This is a genomic window from Nostoc sp. FACHB-110 (genome assembly GCF_014697425.1).
GTDB lineage: Bacteria > Cyanobacteriota > Cyanobacteriia > Cyanobacteriales > Nostocaceae > Nostoc_B.
This window is the reverse complement of record NZ_JACJRU010000001.1, coordinates 211,090-226,111: the sequence shown is the minus strand read 5'-3', so window position 1 is coordinate 226,111 and position 15,022 is coordinate 211,090. Positions and strand designations below refer to the sequence as shown.

The 15,022-nt window shown below is 40.9% G+C and carries 14 protein-coding genes; 8 read left to right on the top strand and 6 right to left on the bottom strand.

Annotated elements, in window-relative coordinates:
* Positions 1 to 277: 277 nt before the first annotated feature.
* The gene (locus H6G69_RS00820) at positions 278 to 709 is read left to right on the top strand and encodes a Fur family transcriptional regulator (RefSeq protein WP_190680586.1); all 432 of its coding nucleotides are present in this window, start codon (positions 278 to 280) and stop codon (positions 707 to 709) included.
* Between the two features lie 135 nt (positions 710 to 844).
* On the opposite strand, the gene H6G69_RS33720 is transcribed toward H6G69_RS00820, so the two are convergent.
* From H6G69_RS33720 to H6G69_RS00805, 3 genes are all read right to left on the bottom strand, one after another.
* Positions 845 to 1,372 carry a cold shock domain-containing protein gene (locus H6G69_RS33720; RefSeq protein ID WP_190680584.1) on the bottom strand — a complete coding sequence of 176 codons (528 nt, stop codon included), beginning with the start codon at positions 1,370 to 1,372 and terminating at the stop codon, positions 845 to 847.
* A gap of 140 nt (positions 1,373 to 1,512) precedes the next feature.
* Complete coding sequence (locus tag H6G69_RS00810) at positions 1,513 to 2,565, bottom strand: DUF1611 domain-containing protein (protein WP_190680582.1); 1,053 nt, start codon at positions 2,563 to 2,565, stop codon at positions 1,513 to 1,515.
* A complete protein-coding gene (locus H6G69_RS00805; protein ID WP_190680580.1) occupies positions 2,549 to 3,601 on the bottom strand; it encodes a dipeptide epimerase in 1,053 nt (350 codons plus the stop codon). The genes H6G69_RS00810 and H6G69_RS00805 overlap by 17 nt, the downstream gene beginning before the upstream one ends.
* 221 nt (positions 3,602 to 3,822) lie before the next feature.
* On the opposite strand from H6G69_RS00805, the gene H6G69_RS00800 reads away from it, so the two are divergent.
* The 4 genes from H6G69_RS00800 (at position 3,823) to H6G69_RS00785 (ending at position 6,788) form a co-directional block, all read left to right on the top strand.
* Positions 3,823 to 4,371 (top strand): NUDIX hydrolase, encoded by a 549-nt coding sequence (locus tag H6G69_RS00800; protein ID WP_190680578.1) that lies wholly within the window; start codon positions 3,823 to 3,825, stop codon positions 4,369 to 4,371.
* A gap of 11 nt (positions 4,372 to 4,382) precedes the next feature.
* Positions 4,383 to 5,171, top strand: a complete 789-nt coding sequence (locus tag H6G69_RS00795) for an ATP-grasp domain-containing protein (RefSeq protein WP_190680576.1) — start codon at positions 4,383 to 4,385, stop codon at positions 5,169 to 5,171.
* A 169-nt stretch (positions 5,172 to 5,340) separates the two neighbouring features.
* Entirely contained in the window at positions 5,341 to 6,117 is a 777-nt protein-coding gene (locus H6G69_RS00790; RefSeq protein WP_190680574.1) for a uracil-DNA glycosylase, read from the top strand.
* 167 nt (positions 6,118 to 6,284) lie between these two features.
* Complete coding sequence (locus H6G69_RS00785) at positions 6,285 to 6,788, top strand: methylated-DNA--[protein]-cysteine S-methyltransferase (RefSeq protein ID WP_190680572.1); 504 nt, start codon at positions 6,285 to 6,287, stop codon at positions 6,786 to 6,788.
* Here the strand turns inward: H6G69_RS00785 and H6G69_RS00780 are convergent.
* Entirely contained in the window at positions 6,779 to 7,636 is an 858-nt protein-coding gene (locus H6G69_RS00780; RefSeq protein WP_190680571.1) for a fatty acid desaturase, read from the bottom strand. The two genes, H6G69_RS00785 and H6G69_RS00780, sit on opposite strands and share 10 nt — an antisense overlap.
* 173 nt (positions 7,637 to 7,809) lie before the next feature.
* Here H6G69_RS00780 and H6G69_RS00775 point away from each other — a divergent pair, with 173 nt between their 5' ends.
* Both H6G69_RS00775 and H6G69_RS00770 read left to right on the top strand, forming a co-directional pair.
* A complete protein-coding gene (locus H6G69_RS00775; RefSeq protein WP_190680569.1) occupies positions 7,810 to 9,027 on the top strand; it encodes a TetR/AcrR family transcriptional regulator in 1,218 nt (405 codons plus the stop codon).
* A gap of 293 nt (positions 9,028 to 9,320) precedes the next feature.
* The gene (locus tag H6G69_RS00770) at positions 9,321 to 9,779 is read left to right on the top strand and encodes an NUDIX hydrolase (RefSeq protein ID WP_190680567.1); all 459 of its coding nucleotides are present in this window, start codon (positions 9,321 to 9,323) and stop codon (positions 9,777 to 9,779) included.
* On the opposite strand, the gene H6G69_RS00765 is transcribed toward H6G69_RS00770, so the two are convergent.
* Together H6G69_RS00765 and H6G69_RS00760 are read right to left on the bottom strand one after the other, a co-directional pair.
* Positions 9,776 to 11,803 (bottom strand): ATP-binding protein, encoded by a 2,028-nt coding sequence (locus tag H6G69_RS00765; RefSeq protein WP_190680566.1) that lies wholly within the window; start codon positions 11,801 to 11,803, stop codon positions 9,776 to 9,778. The genes H6G69_RS00770 and H6G69_RS00765 overlap by 4 nt on opposite strands.
* A 237-nt stretch (positions 11,804 to 12,040) precedes the next feature.
* Positions 12,041 to 14,113, bottom strand: a complete 2,073-nt coding sequence (locus H6G69_RS00760; RefSeq protein WP_190680564.1) for an amylo-alpha-1,6-glucosidase — start codon at positions 14,111 to 14,113, stop codon at positions 12,041 to 12,043.
* Positions 14,114 to 14,333: 220 nt separating this feature from the next.
* Here H6G69_RS00760 and H6G69_RS00755 point away from each other — a divergent pair, with 220 nt between their 5' ends.
* Positions 14,334 to 14,945: a peroxiredoxin gene (locus H6G69_RS00755; protein WP_190680562.1), complete on the top strand. Its 612-nt coding sequence runs from the start codon at positions 14,334 to 14,336 to the stop codon at positions 14,943 to 14,945.
* Positions 14,946 to 15,022 lie beyond the last annotated feature (77 nt).

Here is a 15,022-nt window from a genome sequence, read left to right as displayed (position 1 = left end):
GTTTTAATGCTATGAGCAACAGGCCTCATCCGCATAGAGCGATCGCTATTCTTTTACCGTAGGAGGCTGTATAAAAGGATTTGTGTTCCTCGTACTTATGCTTTCAAAATATTTTCATCTACATACAGCTTTTTTAAATCAGAATAATTATAATTTCAGAGTTAGCAAATAGTAATAAATACTTGTTTAAGCTTATTATTCCTTAAAAAGGAAATTACTGAGAGGAGAAACGTTATAATAATGGTCTAAGTTTGTTAATGTAAGCCAAGTAAATGCTATGCAGCAAAAAGCTGATGAGATTGTCAAAACACTCAAAAGCAAAGGATTGCGAGTGACTCCCCAACGCTTCGCGGTATATGCGAATCTGCTAGGAAGAGAAGACCATCCTACTGTCGATCAAATTTTGACAAACTTGAATCAGGATGCGCCGACTTCATCCCAGGCAACAGTTTATGCTGCTTTGCAAGCATTACGTGAGGTTGGTTTGGTAAGAGAAGTGCTGCTAGAAGAAGGCGTTTCTCGTTATGATGCCAATGTTGGGCCACATCATCATTTCCGTTGCACTTGTTGTGGTGCAATTGAAGACATCAGTTGGGATACATTTCAGTGTATAGACGTAAATAAATTGCGCTCGGGATTGAAAGCCGAACGCTATGAAGTGACTGTGCAGGGAATTTGCGATCGCTGTCAAACGAAGTGTGAAGTATGAAGTGTGAAGTGTGAAGTATGAAGTGTGAAGTGTGAAGTGTGAAGTATGAAGTATGAAGTATGAAGTGTGAAGTGTGAAGTGTGAAGTATGAAATTTGAGGGCAGCCTGTAGCTATGATGTGTTGGGTTGCTGTGTCTACCTTGGTGCTTTACGCCAACCAGATGCGATCGCTTCTTTCTCTGTACAAAACCACCTCTCTCCCTTCAATGGATCAATAATAGTTGATCCATAATCTTCCATACCTGGAAGATGATATAACTTGTTTCCTGTTCCAATTGCAATATTGCCTTTAATCATACATCCCGGCTGCATAATAGATGTAATTGGTGAAGGAAAAGGACTACGAGTAAACAGAGCAATAGCAGCTAAACTTACGACTCCAACACCAATTTTGAGTGCTCCACCTTTTGTTTTGTGTCTCTTAATTGACGAAGCTTGAGGTACAACACCTTGAATAGAGGCTTTGGTAGCACGTATCTTGCCATTAGATTCAACAAATTGCTCGTAGAGAATGGTATCTCCAAGCTTTGGGCGACGACCTGCTCCTTTCAAAGCACTAATATGTAAGAAAACCTCTTTACCACCACCATCGGGTTTGATAAAGCCAAAACCTTTATCATCCTTCCAAGTTGTTAGTTTCCCTCTGTGTAAAGCAGTTTTCATACAACAGTTTCAAGGTGATGCCTATTTGGTAGTTTTCCCAAAAATAGGATCTTTGATCTCAATAGAAGTGTAAAATTTCATACTTCACACTTCACACTTCACACTTCACACTTCACACTTCACACTTCATACTTCATACTTCACACTTCATACTTCATAACCGCATCTAACAACAACCCAGCACCAAATCTGACTGGATCTATACAGGTTAGACCTGTTTCGGCGGTAGTTTGGGCGATCGCTTCTTGGGCAGCCAATTCATCTAAGTGAGCGGTATTTAAAGCTATACCCACAACAGGCACTTTCCCAAATGCGCCCCCTGCACTGGCAATAGATTCATACATTTGAATGACTTTAGTTAACGGTGGAATTGGTACATGGGGATTATTCCGGTTATGGATTTGTCCGGCGCGATGTACTAATACCAGTTGCGTGGGTTGAGAACCGCGAATTAAGGGCAAGGTAGCTGTAGAACCGGGATGTAGCAGCGAACCTTGCCCTTCAATATGGAGGATATCGTAGTCTCGACCATAACGCATAACGATTTGTTCGACAGCACCCGCCGCAAAATCAACCCTGACAGCATCTAAAGCTATACCGTCACCTTCTAACATCAAACCAGTTTGACCTGTAGCGATAAACTTAGAACGCCAACCCCGCAATTTTGCTGCCCAGTGGAGTTCTAAACTGGTAGACATTTTGCCAATTGCCATATCCGTTCCCACAGTCAACACCCGGCGACAGGGAAGATTCCGCGCCATTCCACTGGCTACATTTAGGTTTGGTGGTTCTTTGCGGACATCCCAAATTACTTGTCCTGGCTTGAGGAGAGCATTTAATTCTGCGATCGTTGCTAATGGTGTATGTAAACCATTAACTAAAGACATTCCAGCTTTGAGGGCATCTTTAATTTCTAACCAATAATCATCCGGTACAGCACCACCTTTGGGGGCAATCCCGATAACTAAAACTTCCGGTTTGTACTCTAAAGCTGCTGCTAATGATGGGACAATCGGTACATCACGCTTGATCCCTGTTAATTCTGGCAAAGGTCTGCCAGCAGTAATCTTATCAATGACTGCGACGATGGGGGCTTCACTGTAGCGTAAGATTGCCAACCCCGTTTTTCCTTGGGTTCCAGTTACCCCATCATGCAGCAAAATAGCTATTTTTTGGTTAAGCGGCAAACGCACTGTATTGTACTCCCAAGCCTGGTAAATCGTTTGGTAAAACTCTTCCCTCGTTCACAAATGCGCCTGTAAACGGGTCATCAATTAAGTTTAGGTGACTATCTAAATCTAAATAATCAGCTAGTGGTGCTAACTGTGTTGCGGCTGTGTTTGCTAGCGAACTATCAGAATAGCAGCCAAACATTACTTGTAAATTATATGCACGCGCTGTATGCACCATTCGCAATGCTTCTGTTAAGCCCCCTGACTTCATCAGTTTGATATTAATACCATCTACGCAGTTTGCCAAATGGGGAATATCAACGCTGGTGAAGCAACTTTCATCGACAAAAATCGGTAAAGGTGACTTTTGTTTGAGTTGAGCTAAACTTGCTTCTTGACCTCGTGCTAAGGGCTGTTCTACATACTTTACACCAATATCAGCCAGCAAATAGCACATTTCAATCGCATCGGTTAAATTCCAACCGCCGTTAGCATCTACAAAAAATTCTAAGTGGGGTGCTTCTTGTTGTACAGCAAGTAACATTTGCCGATCTGCTTCAATTCCATCAGGACTACCCAATTTCACCTTAAACAGCCGCACATCGATAAAATTTAACCAGTCCCGCGCCCTAGCCCTCGCGCCTTCTGGGGAATTGATGCCGATTGTGACTGAAGTTGGTACAATGTTTTGGCGATCGCATCCCCAAATTTGCCACAGTGGTAAACCGACTCGCTTACCTAGCCAATCGTGCATAGCCATATCCAAAGCAGCCCGCACCGACGAAGGCACTTGTTTTTCGATTAAAACCTGCTCAACTTGTTGCCTCTGCAAAGGGTGGAATGATTGTAATAATGGTATAACTTGCTCGAAAGCATCTTTAATTTGCTCTGTTTTTTGGGCATAATTACCTACACCAAATGGTGATGCTTCACCCCAGCCTTCAATACCATCTTCAATAATCTTTACCCATACATTTGTTGTTTGTGCCGTTGTCCCCCTACTAATAGTCAACGGAAATCGTTTATTGACAGTAAATAGATTTACTTCTAATTGCATAAATATGCTCTATTATGGCTAGGGCAAAAACAGTTTAAGAGATTTTAGCTGATTTATTGCATCTGTTATACTTTTTTACATTCATCAACTCCTACACTTCTTCATAAAACTGCACCAAAATCTCGCTAACTTTCTCTTTTTGCGTTCTTTGCGCCCTTTGCGGTTCGTTTCATTATTGCTTCTGTATAGTGGCAGTTTTATTCATAAATGATATGACATATATGAGCAATCTTAAAAAGTGGAAAATATTAGAATCAAATATGGTATTAAACCATCGCTGGTGTCAAGTTAGGCAAGATACCATCGAATTACCCAATGGTAAAATAATTGATGATTATTTTGTGAGTATTAAACCAGAAATTGCCATTATTTTACCAATTACAATTAATAAAGAAATCGTTTTTGTCCGCCAATATAGACACGCAGTAGCCGACTTTTTTATAGAACTACCCGCCGGACATTTCGACCCCACTCAAGAAAGTGCCGAAACAGCAGCTATTAGAGAATTACAAGAAGAAACTGGTTATCTAGCGCAACAAGTAAAAGAAGTTGCAACATTCTATGATAAACCAAGCAAAGATACAAATCGCATACATTTATTTTTAGCTGAGAATGTGATTAAGGTAGGCGACCAGAACTTAGATATCACAGAAGAAATTGAAGTGATTTTAATACCTGTAGAGTCAGTATTTGAGAAAATAACTCAAGGGGAAATTTCCGTTTCCGGAACTATAGCATCTCTATTTTTAGGTTTACAACTTATTAATTAGATAAAAATTTCATGAGATTTCTTTTTCCCAGTGATTACTTTAATCCCAAGAAAGCAGATGCAGCTTATTTAGAACAAGTTGCTTGTGTGCAAAGTGCTGGCTTTGCCACTTCTTTGATTTCTTTAGAGTCATTAGGTACTAATTCATCAAAGATAATTCCTCTTCCTGAAGTCGGTTCAAAAGTAGTTTATCGAGGTTGGATGCTCTCGCCTACTGATTATGAATCGTTAGTTAGTGTTATACAAAGTACAGGCGCAAATATATTAACTTCTCAGACTGATTATTTAGCAACACATTACATTCCAAATTGGTATCCTTTGATAGTTGACTTAACCCCAGAGACTAAATTTTATTCTGTCGATGATGATTTAGAAAATGAGTTAACTAAATTGGAATGGAATGGATTTTTTATCAAAGATTATGTTAAATCTCTCAAAACATCAGTTGGTTCTGTAATTAATCAACCTTCAGAAATTAAAACAGTGATTGCTGAGATGCAGAAGTTTCGAGGGAATATTGAAGGCGGTATTTGTGTACGGCAAATTGAAGATTTTCTCCCTGAGACTGAGAAGCGTTATTTTGTCATATATGGACAACCTTTTGCCGCTTCACCCAATGAAGAAATTCCAGAAATTGTTGAAGAGTGTGCCAGACGAATTGAAAGTAAATTTTTCTCTGTGGATGTAATAGAACGTAGAGACGGTAACAAGCGAATTGTAGAAATAGGTGATGGACAAGTCTCAGATTTGGTTGGATGGACAAGTGAACGTTTTACCCAATGTTGGGTTGAGTTACATTAGACTTCTAAATACTGTGGTGTTGCTGACAAGACTGTTTAAAAGCTCACGCAGAGGCGCAAAGACACAAAGAAGAAAGTAAAGAGTATATGTTGTATAAGGTTCAGTATTGTTAGGCTATTTGTAATTACGGGCAACCTAGATAGTAATACAATCTAATGACCGTAAGTTCATGTCACAGTATTTATTTTCACAATTTAAATCAGATGAGTTTGAGTCCTTACAACGGGAATTATCTAAAGTGTTTTATATTTCACAAGAAACGTTGCAGGGTTTCTATGAGGTGATGCGTAAGGAGTTTAAGATAGAAGGTTATCCTCCTGAACGTACTCTGCCTAGAAGTATCTTTCACTCTGATGATGAGGAGTTTCAGAAACGTTATCACGAAGCTTTAGTTATAGGGATTGATATTCCTAGTATTCTTGAGAGAAATGATGATAACTCCAATAAAAAGACAATTGTCATTGTCGGACAAGATCCTCTGAGAAAAAGTGACGAAAGAGTAGAAGAAATTCGTATTGCAACACCTTATGCTTTGCACCTCAAAAGTTGTCGTGAGGAACACCGCAGCACTAGGCTATACTTTGATTTAATTAAAATATTATTAGATGAAGGATATCGAGTTTATTTAACAGATATATTCAAAATTTGGGTCAGTCAGCCTGATAAAGATAAAGGTATTAAGTTAAGTAAACAAGACCGCGATCGCTTCATTCAAGTTTTAAAGGCTGAGTTAAGAATTTTTGAGCCACTAGCTATCATTACATGGGGAGGAAAAGCAAGTAGTAAAGTGAGAAACATGGGTTTAGAAGCCAAACATCTAGCATTTACTCATCGCAGTGGTGCTGCGTGCGGAACATGGCGAAAAATACTAAATAAACCAGTAACGCGAGAAAATAAAATCGACTTTTGGAAGCAAAAAGTTTTTAGTGAATTGGCTGAACTATAGAAGATTTTTAAGTTTTTCGTTATGGCAAAGGTATAAAACGATGAAATTACTAGTTTACAAAATTGTCTAACAACAAGTAATAATATTATAAATGTATAAAGTTACAATTAATATTTAGTATGAAAATTTAAATTTTCGTCAAAATAACTTCGATAAAAAATTAAACTATGAAATTACTAGTTGACAAAATCAATTCAGAAATTGGCACGATTTTAATTGCCTCGGATGGTGAAAAACTTTGCGCTTTAGATTTTGCTGATTATGAACAACGAATGTTTAAGCTGCTTCAGAGGCGTTATGGTAGTTTTGATTTGAAATATGTCAAAAATCCCCAGGGTTTTAGTAGTAAAATTCAAGCTTATTTTGAGGGCGAGCGCACCAGCCTAAACAACATTCTCATCAGCACTGGTGGAACTGCATTTCAGCAGCAAGTATGGCTTGCATTGCGCTCGATACCTTGGGGAAGCACTATTTCTTATGCTGATTTAGCGGCAAAAATTGGTAAGCCGACTGCTTATCGTGCTGTCGGCATGGCAAATTCACTTAATCCCGTTGCGCTTGTGCTTCCTTGTCATCGAGTCATTGGTGCTAACGCTACACTCACAGGCTATGCAGGTGGGTTAGAACGCAAGCGTTGGTTGTTAAATCATGAAGGGGTAATTCATCTGTGACTTGCAAGGTGAGCCGGAGGTAATACTATTTTCTTGGCTAAACCCAATTTTTCTAAAGCTTTAATACTCCACCAGGTGATATCAATCTCCCACCACTGAAATCCGGCTTTGGCTACGTGGGGAAAAGTATGATGGTTGTTGTGCCAGCCTTCGCCATGAGTTAGCAGGGATACCCACCACAAGTTACGCGCTTCGTCGTTGGCATCAAAGGTGCGATAACCCCAAATGTGTGATGCAGAATTGACAAACCAAGTGGAGTGCCACAACAAAACTGCTCTCACAAACATTCCGTAGACGACAAAAGACCAGCCGCCCAAAGCATACAACAAAATTCCTAAGGGAATTTGCAATAATAAAAAGTAGCGATCTAACCAGCGATAAAAGGGTTGTCTTTCTAAGTCAGGTGCGTATTTTTTATAGATTTCATAGTCAAAAAACTCAGGACGAGGACACATAATCCACAGCATATGACTCCACCAAAATCCGCGCTTGGCAGAGTAGGGATCTAAATTGATATCTTCTGTATGGGCGTGGTGCTGGCGGTGTCCACCAATCCAAAAAATCGGCCCGCCTTGCATGGCTAAGGCTCCGATAGTGGCGATTACATATTCTAACCACTTGGGTACTTGGAAACTCCGATGGCTTAATAGTCGATGATATCCTAGGCAGATGCCAATACTTCCAAACAACCAATGGAGAAATATTAACAATCCCAATGCTGACCAAGAAAAAAACCAAGGAGCCAACAAAGCTAAGGCATGAAAAGCAGCAAAAAACGCCACATTTACCCATCTGAGGCGAGGTGATTTTCTTGTCTCAGGGGCAACCGCCAGATATTTTGCAGTCATAAACATTTCCGTTGATGGATCGTGCAGTGATTTGCTGTGATTTGGGCAAACTTCCCCAAGAAGTTTTTCCATTCTGTAAACTAGTTCGTTACAGTGAACTAAGCAAGTATCACTTACATTAGGCATCGTAACAACTATTGGTTTTTTATGCAAGTGCCACTTGCATTTTTCTTATGGCATCTCAATCTGTTTCAGCCCGACAACGACTTATTCAAGCAGCGTTAGATTTATTTACTACTCAGGGGGTCAGTAATACTACTACACGCCAAATAGCTGAAAAAGCTGAAGTAAATGAAGTGACACTATTTCGTCATTTCGGCAATAAACATGGGCTACTTTTAGCTGTGTTAGAAGAATCAGCAGCGTTTAAGGATTTGGGAGAATCTTTAGTTAGAAGGGCGAATCCTCCTGGCAATGTCTATCAAGCCTTAAAAGACTATGCAAGTGAGAGCTTACATACATTAGAACGAGTCCCTGAGTTTGTCCGGTCTGTGGTGGGTGAAGCTGACCAATTTCCGGCGGAAAATCGCCGTGCTTTAGGCCGAGGATTAACAGAAGCTAATCGCTATGTAGCGCAGTATTTGGCTACCGTAATTCAGCAGGGAGACCTAAATACTTACCTACCGGCAGAGAAATTAGCTAGTTTACTCAATGGAATGATTTTGGGTTATGCGGTGATTGAATTCACCAGCGAATTTCATGAACTGTGGGAAGATAGAAACGATTTTTTAGAGAATTTAGTAGAGTTGTTTTTACATGGTGCTATGTCCTCTGTACCGCAATCAGTTAAAGAAGTTTTAATTACTCAAGAAGTAGTTGATTTACCAGCGGTTTTAGTCCATGAAATTCTGCAAAATGCCAAAAAGTCAGGAATCCAAGACTATGCTCTAGCTTACTTGTTATTTGGTGCTGGTTTATCAATTACAGAAATAATTGGTTTACAACGATCGCATCAAGTATGCGATCCCCAAGGTCACTTGCTGCAAATCACTACCCCAGGATTACCCCGCCAAGTGCCTGTAAATCAATGGATTTTAGGAAAAAATTACGGGACTTACACTAATAATCCACTCATGAAATGGTTAAAAAGTCGTAAAGATAATTATTCCCCTATGTTTATTGGCGATGAAGGTAATTCTCTGACGGATGCGGAAATACTAAAACGCTGGCAAATTTGGACACAAGGACTACTTACACCGCAAGGAAAGCCGCCAGACATTTCCCAAACACAACAAACTTGGCGTGTGGAAATGATTATGCGTGGAATGAACTTAGAAGATTTAAGTATTTTAACAGGCTGCGATCGCGCCCAATTGCAACCTTATGCCCGCCGGGCTAAAGAAAAAGCCGCACTAGAGGCGGCGATTCGTTTAGATCACAAGCCAGCATGAGATGAAAAGGCAAAAGTAAAAAGTTAAAGGGCAAAAGCAATAAATATGGTCTATAAGTACCTAATTTGTGGAATTAAACTCAGAATAGGAGGTTGGACAGATGTAGCAAAAAAAACATTTATACTTTGTTAAATTCCTTAAACTGAGAGGAAATATTTTTCTACTTTTAATTTTTTACTTTTTACTTGAAAAGTTATTTGCTTTATTTTTGATGCTTGATAACTATATTAAAATGAAACTGGTCTGAAATTGCCGTTTGCGTTGTTTTATGATTAAACTGTTCCAGAAGATTCATGAGTCAAAAAGTCAGCAAAATTTTCCAGCAGTCGGGGGTAATTCCTTATAGATGCCAAAATGGCAACGTCGAAGTCTTGTTGATTACAAGCCGCGATCGCAATAATTGGGTAATTCCTAAAGGTGGAATTTGCAAAGGTATGAGTCCACCTGCCTCGGCTGCCAAAGAAGCCTGGGAAGAAGCCGGGATCATTGGTCAGGTAGATGTGAATAAAGTCGGCACATACAGATATCGCAAACGCGGCAAAATTTACCGGGTGCAGATGTATTTATTGTTAGTTGAAATGCTCAGTGAAGATTATCCTGAAGTAGGACAAAGACAAAGAGAATGGCTAGATGTTGCTAGTGCTATCCAACTAGTCAAACAAAACTCTCTCAAAAGAATTCTCAAACAGTTTTTTCAAGTAAAATCAGCTTCTTTTCAATCTTCAATCCCCACCCATATTTCCATATTTTAGGACTCTTTCATCACTCTGGATAAAGAATCATAAACAACAAATGGCAAAGTGAAATAAAAGGTGCTGCCTTCCCCAAGGGTACTTTCTGCCCAAATACTACCATCATGCTGTTGAATGATATTTTGACAAATGGCTAACCCAAGGCCTGTACCTCCCTTGGCACGAGCATCAGAAATATCTACTTGCCCAAACCTTTCAAAGATGGTTTCGAGTTTATCGGCGGGAATACCGCGACCTTGGTCTTGGACTTGAAAGAGTACCCAGTCGCCTTGAATTGCCGCAGACAGAGAAATCATTGAGTAACGCGGTGAAAACTTGATGGCGTTACTTAATAAATTGGTTAAAGTTTGAATGATTAAATCAGGACAAGCCCACACACAAGCGGTGGTGGGCGTAATTGAAATACTAATCGCCGCAGTGATGGCAATGGACTGTACACCTTCTACGGCTTTTTGCATTAAATCGGCAGCGTGGCAAACTTCTTTGACTAGTTCGATTCTTCCAGAAGTCAATCGCTCTAAGTCTAAAATATCATTGACTAAACGCACGAGGCGATCGCTATTAGTTAAAGCTTGTTGAATCATGCGTTTGGCTTTTTCTGGTCTATTGTCGTAAATATTAGTATTTAGCAGTCCTAAAAATCCTTGAATGGCGGTGAGTGGGGTACGCAGTTCATGGCTGACAATGGAAATGAACTCGTTTTTCATTTGCTCTATTGCTTGCTGTTCGGTGATATCTTGAAAAATCAGCAAAATCGACTTGAAATTATTTTGTTCGTCATAAAGTGGTGCTGTCGAAACACTAACTATTACCTTGGAATCATCATGCTGGCGACGGCAAGTTTCTACACCGGCAAATAGTTCTCCTCTAGCAATTGCAGCAGAAATTTGGCTAAATTCTGCTTGTTTATCTGGGGAAAAAATCGGAATTGGTTGACCTAAAACTTCCACTGCATTCCAACCAAATAATTTCTCGGCTGCGAGACTCCACAGTTGCACCTTCATGTTTGGTTCAATGACTACAATTGGCAGTGGTGAAGCTTGGATAAGAGTACTTAAGGTTTGTAGTGTTTGTTGGAGTTCTTGTTGGACTTCCTTATGTTCGGTAATGTCCATATTTACCCCAATTAAGCGATCTGGTTGACCACCATCATCAGAGAAAATCTTGGCCTTAGTGGCGACCCAGCGAATTCTGCCATCAGGAAGCATAATCCGCAATTCAGTCGCTAAATCGTTTCCTTGAGTGATTGTTTGTTGGGCTGCGAAGTCTGCATCAACGCCATCAATTGAATATAATTTTTTTAACCAGTGTTCATAGCTACCCGCAAAACTTTCGGGTTCCAAGCCAAATAGTCCCTCCATTTCTTCTGTCCAAATTAATTCTCCGGTTTTAATCTTCCATTCGTAGGTTCCGATTTTGCCCACTTGTTGCGCTAAGAGTAAGCGCTCACGACTGATTCGCAAAGCAACTTCGGCTTGGAGTCGCTCATCTATTTCTTGTTGTAACTGCTGATTAACTTGCACTAACTGGGCTGTTCTTGCTTGTACACGTTGCTCTAGTTCGTCTTGTAAGTGCCTAAGTTGCTTCTCAACTTGCAAGCGTTCTTCTATTTGTGTCTGTAATGCCTTGTTGGCTTCTCTTAATTGCAACGGACTAGGTAAAGCGAGTGCTTTTGGCAATAATGCGACAAGTTCGATCGCTGTAAATAATGAGACAATCGCTGTTGCAGCTTTGAGAGTTCCCGATAACCAATAAGTTGGATGCCAGAGTGTCCAAATCTCAAAAATGTGCGTTGTGCCACAAAAAATAATAAACCCAGCAAATAACAAAAATATCCAAGAAAAAGGTAAATCTTGCCGTTTGCGAACAAAGTAGAACAACGTTAAGGGAATGGAATAGTAAGCCAGGGCAATGATGGCATCAGAAATTATGTGTAACCAAACTAACCCTGGTTTCCACAGGTAGCAGTGACCGTGAGGAATAAATGAGTCGGTGCTAAAAAAATTTACTACAAAGTCTTGCATACCAATGAAAACTAGGCTGACAGCATCAAATCGTATTTTGGTAATATTTCTAAGGTAGCAAGTTGCAGCTAAATCCTATATTTCACCTCCTAGCCCAAGTTACTCACCCCGCAGCCAAAAAGAACAAGGAATAGGCAACAGTAAAATAGATAACTTGAAAAGTTTTCATAGTTACTTGTTTCTACTTAAAACTATTCTGCTCCCGGTTCCCCCAACCCTATTAAATAGTATGAGCAATTAGCAATCATGGATATGACGAATCACCTCAGCTACAGACCAAGCTTGAGCGATCGCACCTTTTGGTGTGTGGGGTGGGTCGCCATCAAAAATCTCGGAGATAGAGTAAACACAAGCATCAGAGACAAAATGGTCTAATAGTGGTTGCCAATCAAAGGGTAGGGGTTGTTGGGGATAAAAACGTTGCCAAGCACGTACAAATGGCCCAATCAACCAACTCCAAACTGTGCCTTGGTGATAGGCGCGATCGCGTTCTTGAGGATTGCCTGTATACTTGCCAATGTATTCTGGATCGACGGCATCCAGACTACGTAACCCATAGGGAGTTAGCAAGCGATAGGTGGCTAAGTCTATTACCTGACGACCTTGCTCTTGGGTAAATCCACAATGCTGCAAAGATAGGGCGATGACAGCATTAGGGCGGATTTGGGAATTGCGGCGATCGTCCGGTTCAATTGTGTCGTAAAAATATCCTAAATCCTGATTCCAAAATTTTTGGAGTGAGAGTTTGACTTGCTTTGCTTGTTGAGCATAACGCTGTGCCTGTTTGCTGAAGCGCGCTGCATCTCCTACTTGCAGATAACTTAACCTTTCTGCCCATTGGCTCATCCAACAAAGTGTGGAGTACCACAGGGCATTAATTTCTACTGGTTTGCCGTGACGAGGAGTGACAGGTTGCCCATTCACAACTGCATCCATCCAGGTTAAAGCTACACCGCGCGCATACCAACCCACTAAGCCATCAGTTGCATCTACATGAATGTTATAACGCGTACCACCAATAAAAGCTTTATGGATTTGTTGGACTACAGGAAATTGCTCTGCTAAAAACTCCCAGTCTTGAGTGGCTTCTAAGTAAAGCCCTAATGTTTCAATCCACCACAGGGCAGCATCAATGCTGTTATAAAAAGGTTCATTATCGGCATCGGGGAAGGCATTAGGAATTAAACCATAGCGACAGTAACGGCCAAAAGTTTCTAATAAACCTTTTGCGAGTTCAAAGCGTCGCGTCACTAATGCTAAACCAGGCAACGCAATTAAAGTATCCCGTCCCCAATCATTAAACCAGTGATAACCTGCAATGACGGTAGGCCCATTGATTGAAGCTCGATAAACAATAAATTGATCACTGGCTTTCAGGAGGCGATGCCAAATGACAGATTGGGTATGGGTGGGTAATTTTGTCTTTGGCCAATTTGGAGTTCCCAGCTGCTGGTCGCCATTTTCTTTTGGACTACATCCAAAAATCTGACAGAGCCTTTCTTGTTCAGCTTCTAAGGCTTCGGCAAAGGTTTCTGGGGCTAGAAGGCTATGCTGGGGATCGGGAAAGCCTAGCCGTGCTTCTAAAGTTACGGTATCTCCTGGTTGGAGTGTAACGCTTAAATAACCAGGACTATAGAGGTCTTCACGATCGCCTAATCCCCGACGCATTTCTTCTGGTAAGCCGTAATTCCAATACCACACTGCATCTGCTTGATATTTGCCCTGTGTCCAGCGCAAGTGCCAAGGCTTACCAAAACCACCATCAGAAATTGCTTGCAAACAGACTTGCTGAGTTCCTAGTAATTGAGAGAACTGTAACCCAGGCCCAGCAGTTTGCTGATGGTGAAAGTCGCGATCGCCAATTAATAGCCGCAGTCTTAAAATTGCTGTATTTAAACCATCATAACGATAGTGAATCAAAATCCGATGGGATAGAGAAGAAGAAGTTGGGTGATCTTTTCGATTACCTTCCCAACCATAAGGCATGACCAACTGTCTGCTTAACTGCCAACTATCTTCACTCCAAATCCATTTGGGAACTGGGTTAATCTCAAATGAGTGCAGCAATTTGTAGCCAGTAGGCTCGATCTGACCACTACCCCAGATATTTGTCCCCAGTGCCACAACCCTACCAGATACTTCTAAGCTTGCTTCTATATGCGATAGCAAAAGTGTCCGCCCGGAAGGTGGATTTGTGGCGGCAAATAACCAACCGTGATAAGTCCGTGTCCGCACATCAGAAACTGTACCACTGGCAAAACTGCCTAAGCCATTAGTGAGTAACCATTCTCTTGTATCTAAATTGGTCATTTGCTACTCAAAATCGTTATGACTATGATATAGTCGTAACAGATCGTAATTAAACTGTGAATCAGCCCTAGGGGACTGTGTTCCCCAAAGGGGTTCTCGTTCGCAAAGCGTGTCGTAGACAAGAGTACCTGAAAGGTGAGACAGAGTGGAAGGGTGAGTTTTACCTGACCCGAATACTCACGCTAGTAAAACATATATAAGTTGAAGGAGAATAAAGTTAATGTCCCTCACTTACGGAACAGAAGGAAGCCTGCGCGTTGGTCAACAAGCTCCTGACTTTACAGCAACTGCTGTAGTAGATCAGGAATTCAAGACAATCAAACTGTCCGACTATCGTGGTAAGTATGTTGTCTTATTTTTCTACCCCCTAGACTTTACCTTTGTTTGTCCTACTGAGATCACAGCATTTAGCGATCGCTACGAAGAATTCAAGAAACTTAACACTGAAGTTCTCGGTGTTTCCGTTGATAGTGAGTTCTCCCACCTAGCTTGGATTCAAACCGATCGCAAATCTGGTGGCGTAGGCGACCTCAATTATCCCCTAGTTTCCGACATCAAGAAAGAAATTAGCGCAGCGTACAACGTCCTTGACCCAGCAGCTGGTGTTGCTTTGCGTGGACTATTCTTGATTGACAAAGATGGTATCATCCAACACGCTACTATTAACAACCTAGCATTTGGTCGTAGCGTTGATGAAACCCTACGGACACTACAAGCTATTCAGTATGTCCAATCACATCCTGATGAAGTTTGCCCCGCAGGTTGGCAACCAGGCGATAAAACCATGACTCCTGACCCTGTGAAGTCTAAAGTTTACTTCGCTTCTGTCTAGAATTTTCTAGCTTTCAATTCCAATAATTTCTATTGGAATTGAAGGCAAAATTCATCCAAACCACAGATGAACAAGAG

Coding starts and splice junctions, on each gene's coding strand:
- H6G69_RS00820 (WP_190680586.1), top strand. CDS start 278: ATGCAGCAAAAAGCTGATGAGATTGTCAAAACACTCAAAAGCAAAGGA.
- H6G69_RS33720 (WP_190680584.1), bottom strand. CDS start 1,372: ATGAAAACTGCTTTACACAGAGGGAAACTAACAACTTGGAAGGATGAT.
- H6G69_RS00805 (WP_190680580.1), bottom strand. CDS start 3,601: ATGCAATTAGAAGTAAATCTATTTACTGTCAATAAACGATTTCCGTTG.
- H6G69_RS00800 (WP_190680578.1), top strand. CDS start 3,823: ATGAGCAATCTTAAAAAGTGGAAAATATTAGAATCAAATATGGTATTA.
- H6G69_RS00795 (WP_190680576.1), top strand. CDS start 4,383: ATGAGATTTCTTTTTCCCAGTGATTACTTTAATCCCAAGAAAGCAGAT.
- H6G69_RS00790 (WP_190680574.1), top strand. CDS start 5,341: ATGTCACAGTATTTATTTTCACAATTTAAATCAGATGAGTTTGAGTCC.
- H6G69_RS00785 (WP_190680572.1), top strand. CDS start 6,285: ATGAAATTACTAGTTGACAAAATCAATTCAGAAATTGGCACGATTTTA.
- H6G69_RS00780 (WP_190680571.1), bottom strand. CDS start 7,636: ATGACTGCAAAATATCTGGCGGTTGCCCCTGAGACAAGAAAATCACCT.
- H6G69_RS00775 (WP_190680569.1), top strand. CDS start 7,810: ATGGCATCTCAATCTGTTTCAGCCCGACAACGACTTATTCAAGCAGCG.
- H6G69_RS00770 (WP_190680567.1), top strand. CDS start 9,321: ATGAGTCAAAAAGTCAGCAAAATTTTCCAGCAGTCGGGGGTAATTCCT.
- H6G69_RS00765 (WP_190680566.1), bottom strand. CDS start 11,803: ATGCAAGACTTTGTAGTAAATTTTTTTAGCACCGACTCATTTATTCCT.
- H6G69_RS00760 (WP_190680564.1), bottom strand. CDS start 14,113: ATGACCAATTTAGATACAAGAGAATGGTTACTCACTAATGGCTTAGGC.
- H6G69_RS00755 (WP_190680562.1), top strand. CDS start 14,334: ATGTCCCTCACTTACGGAACAGAAGGAAGCCTGCGCGTTGGTCAACAA.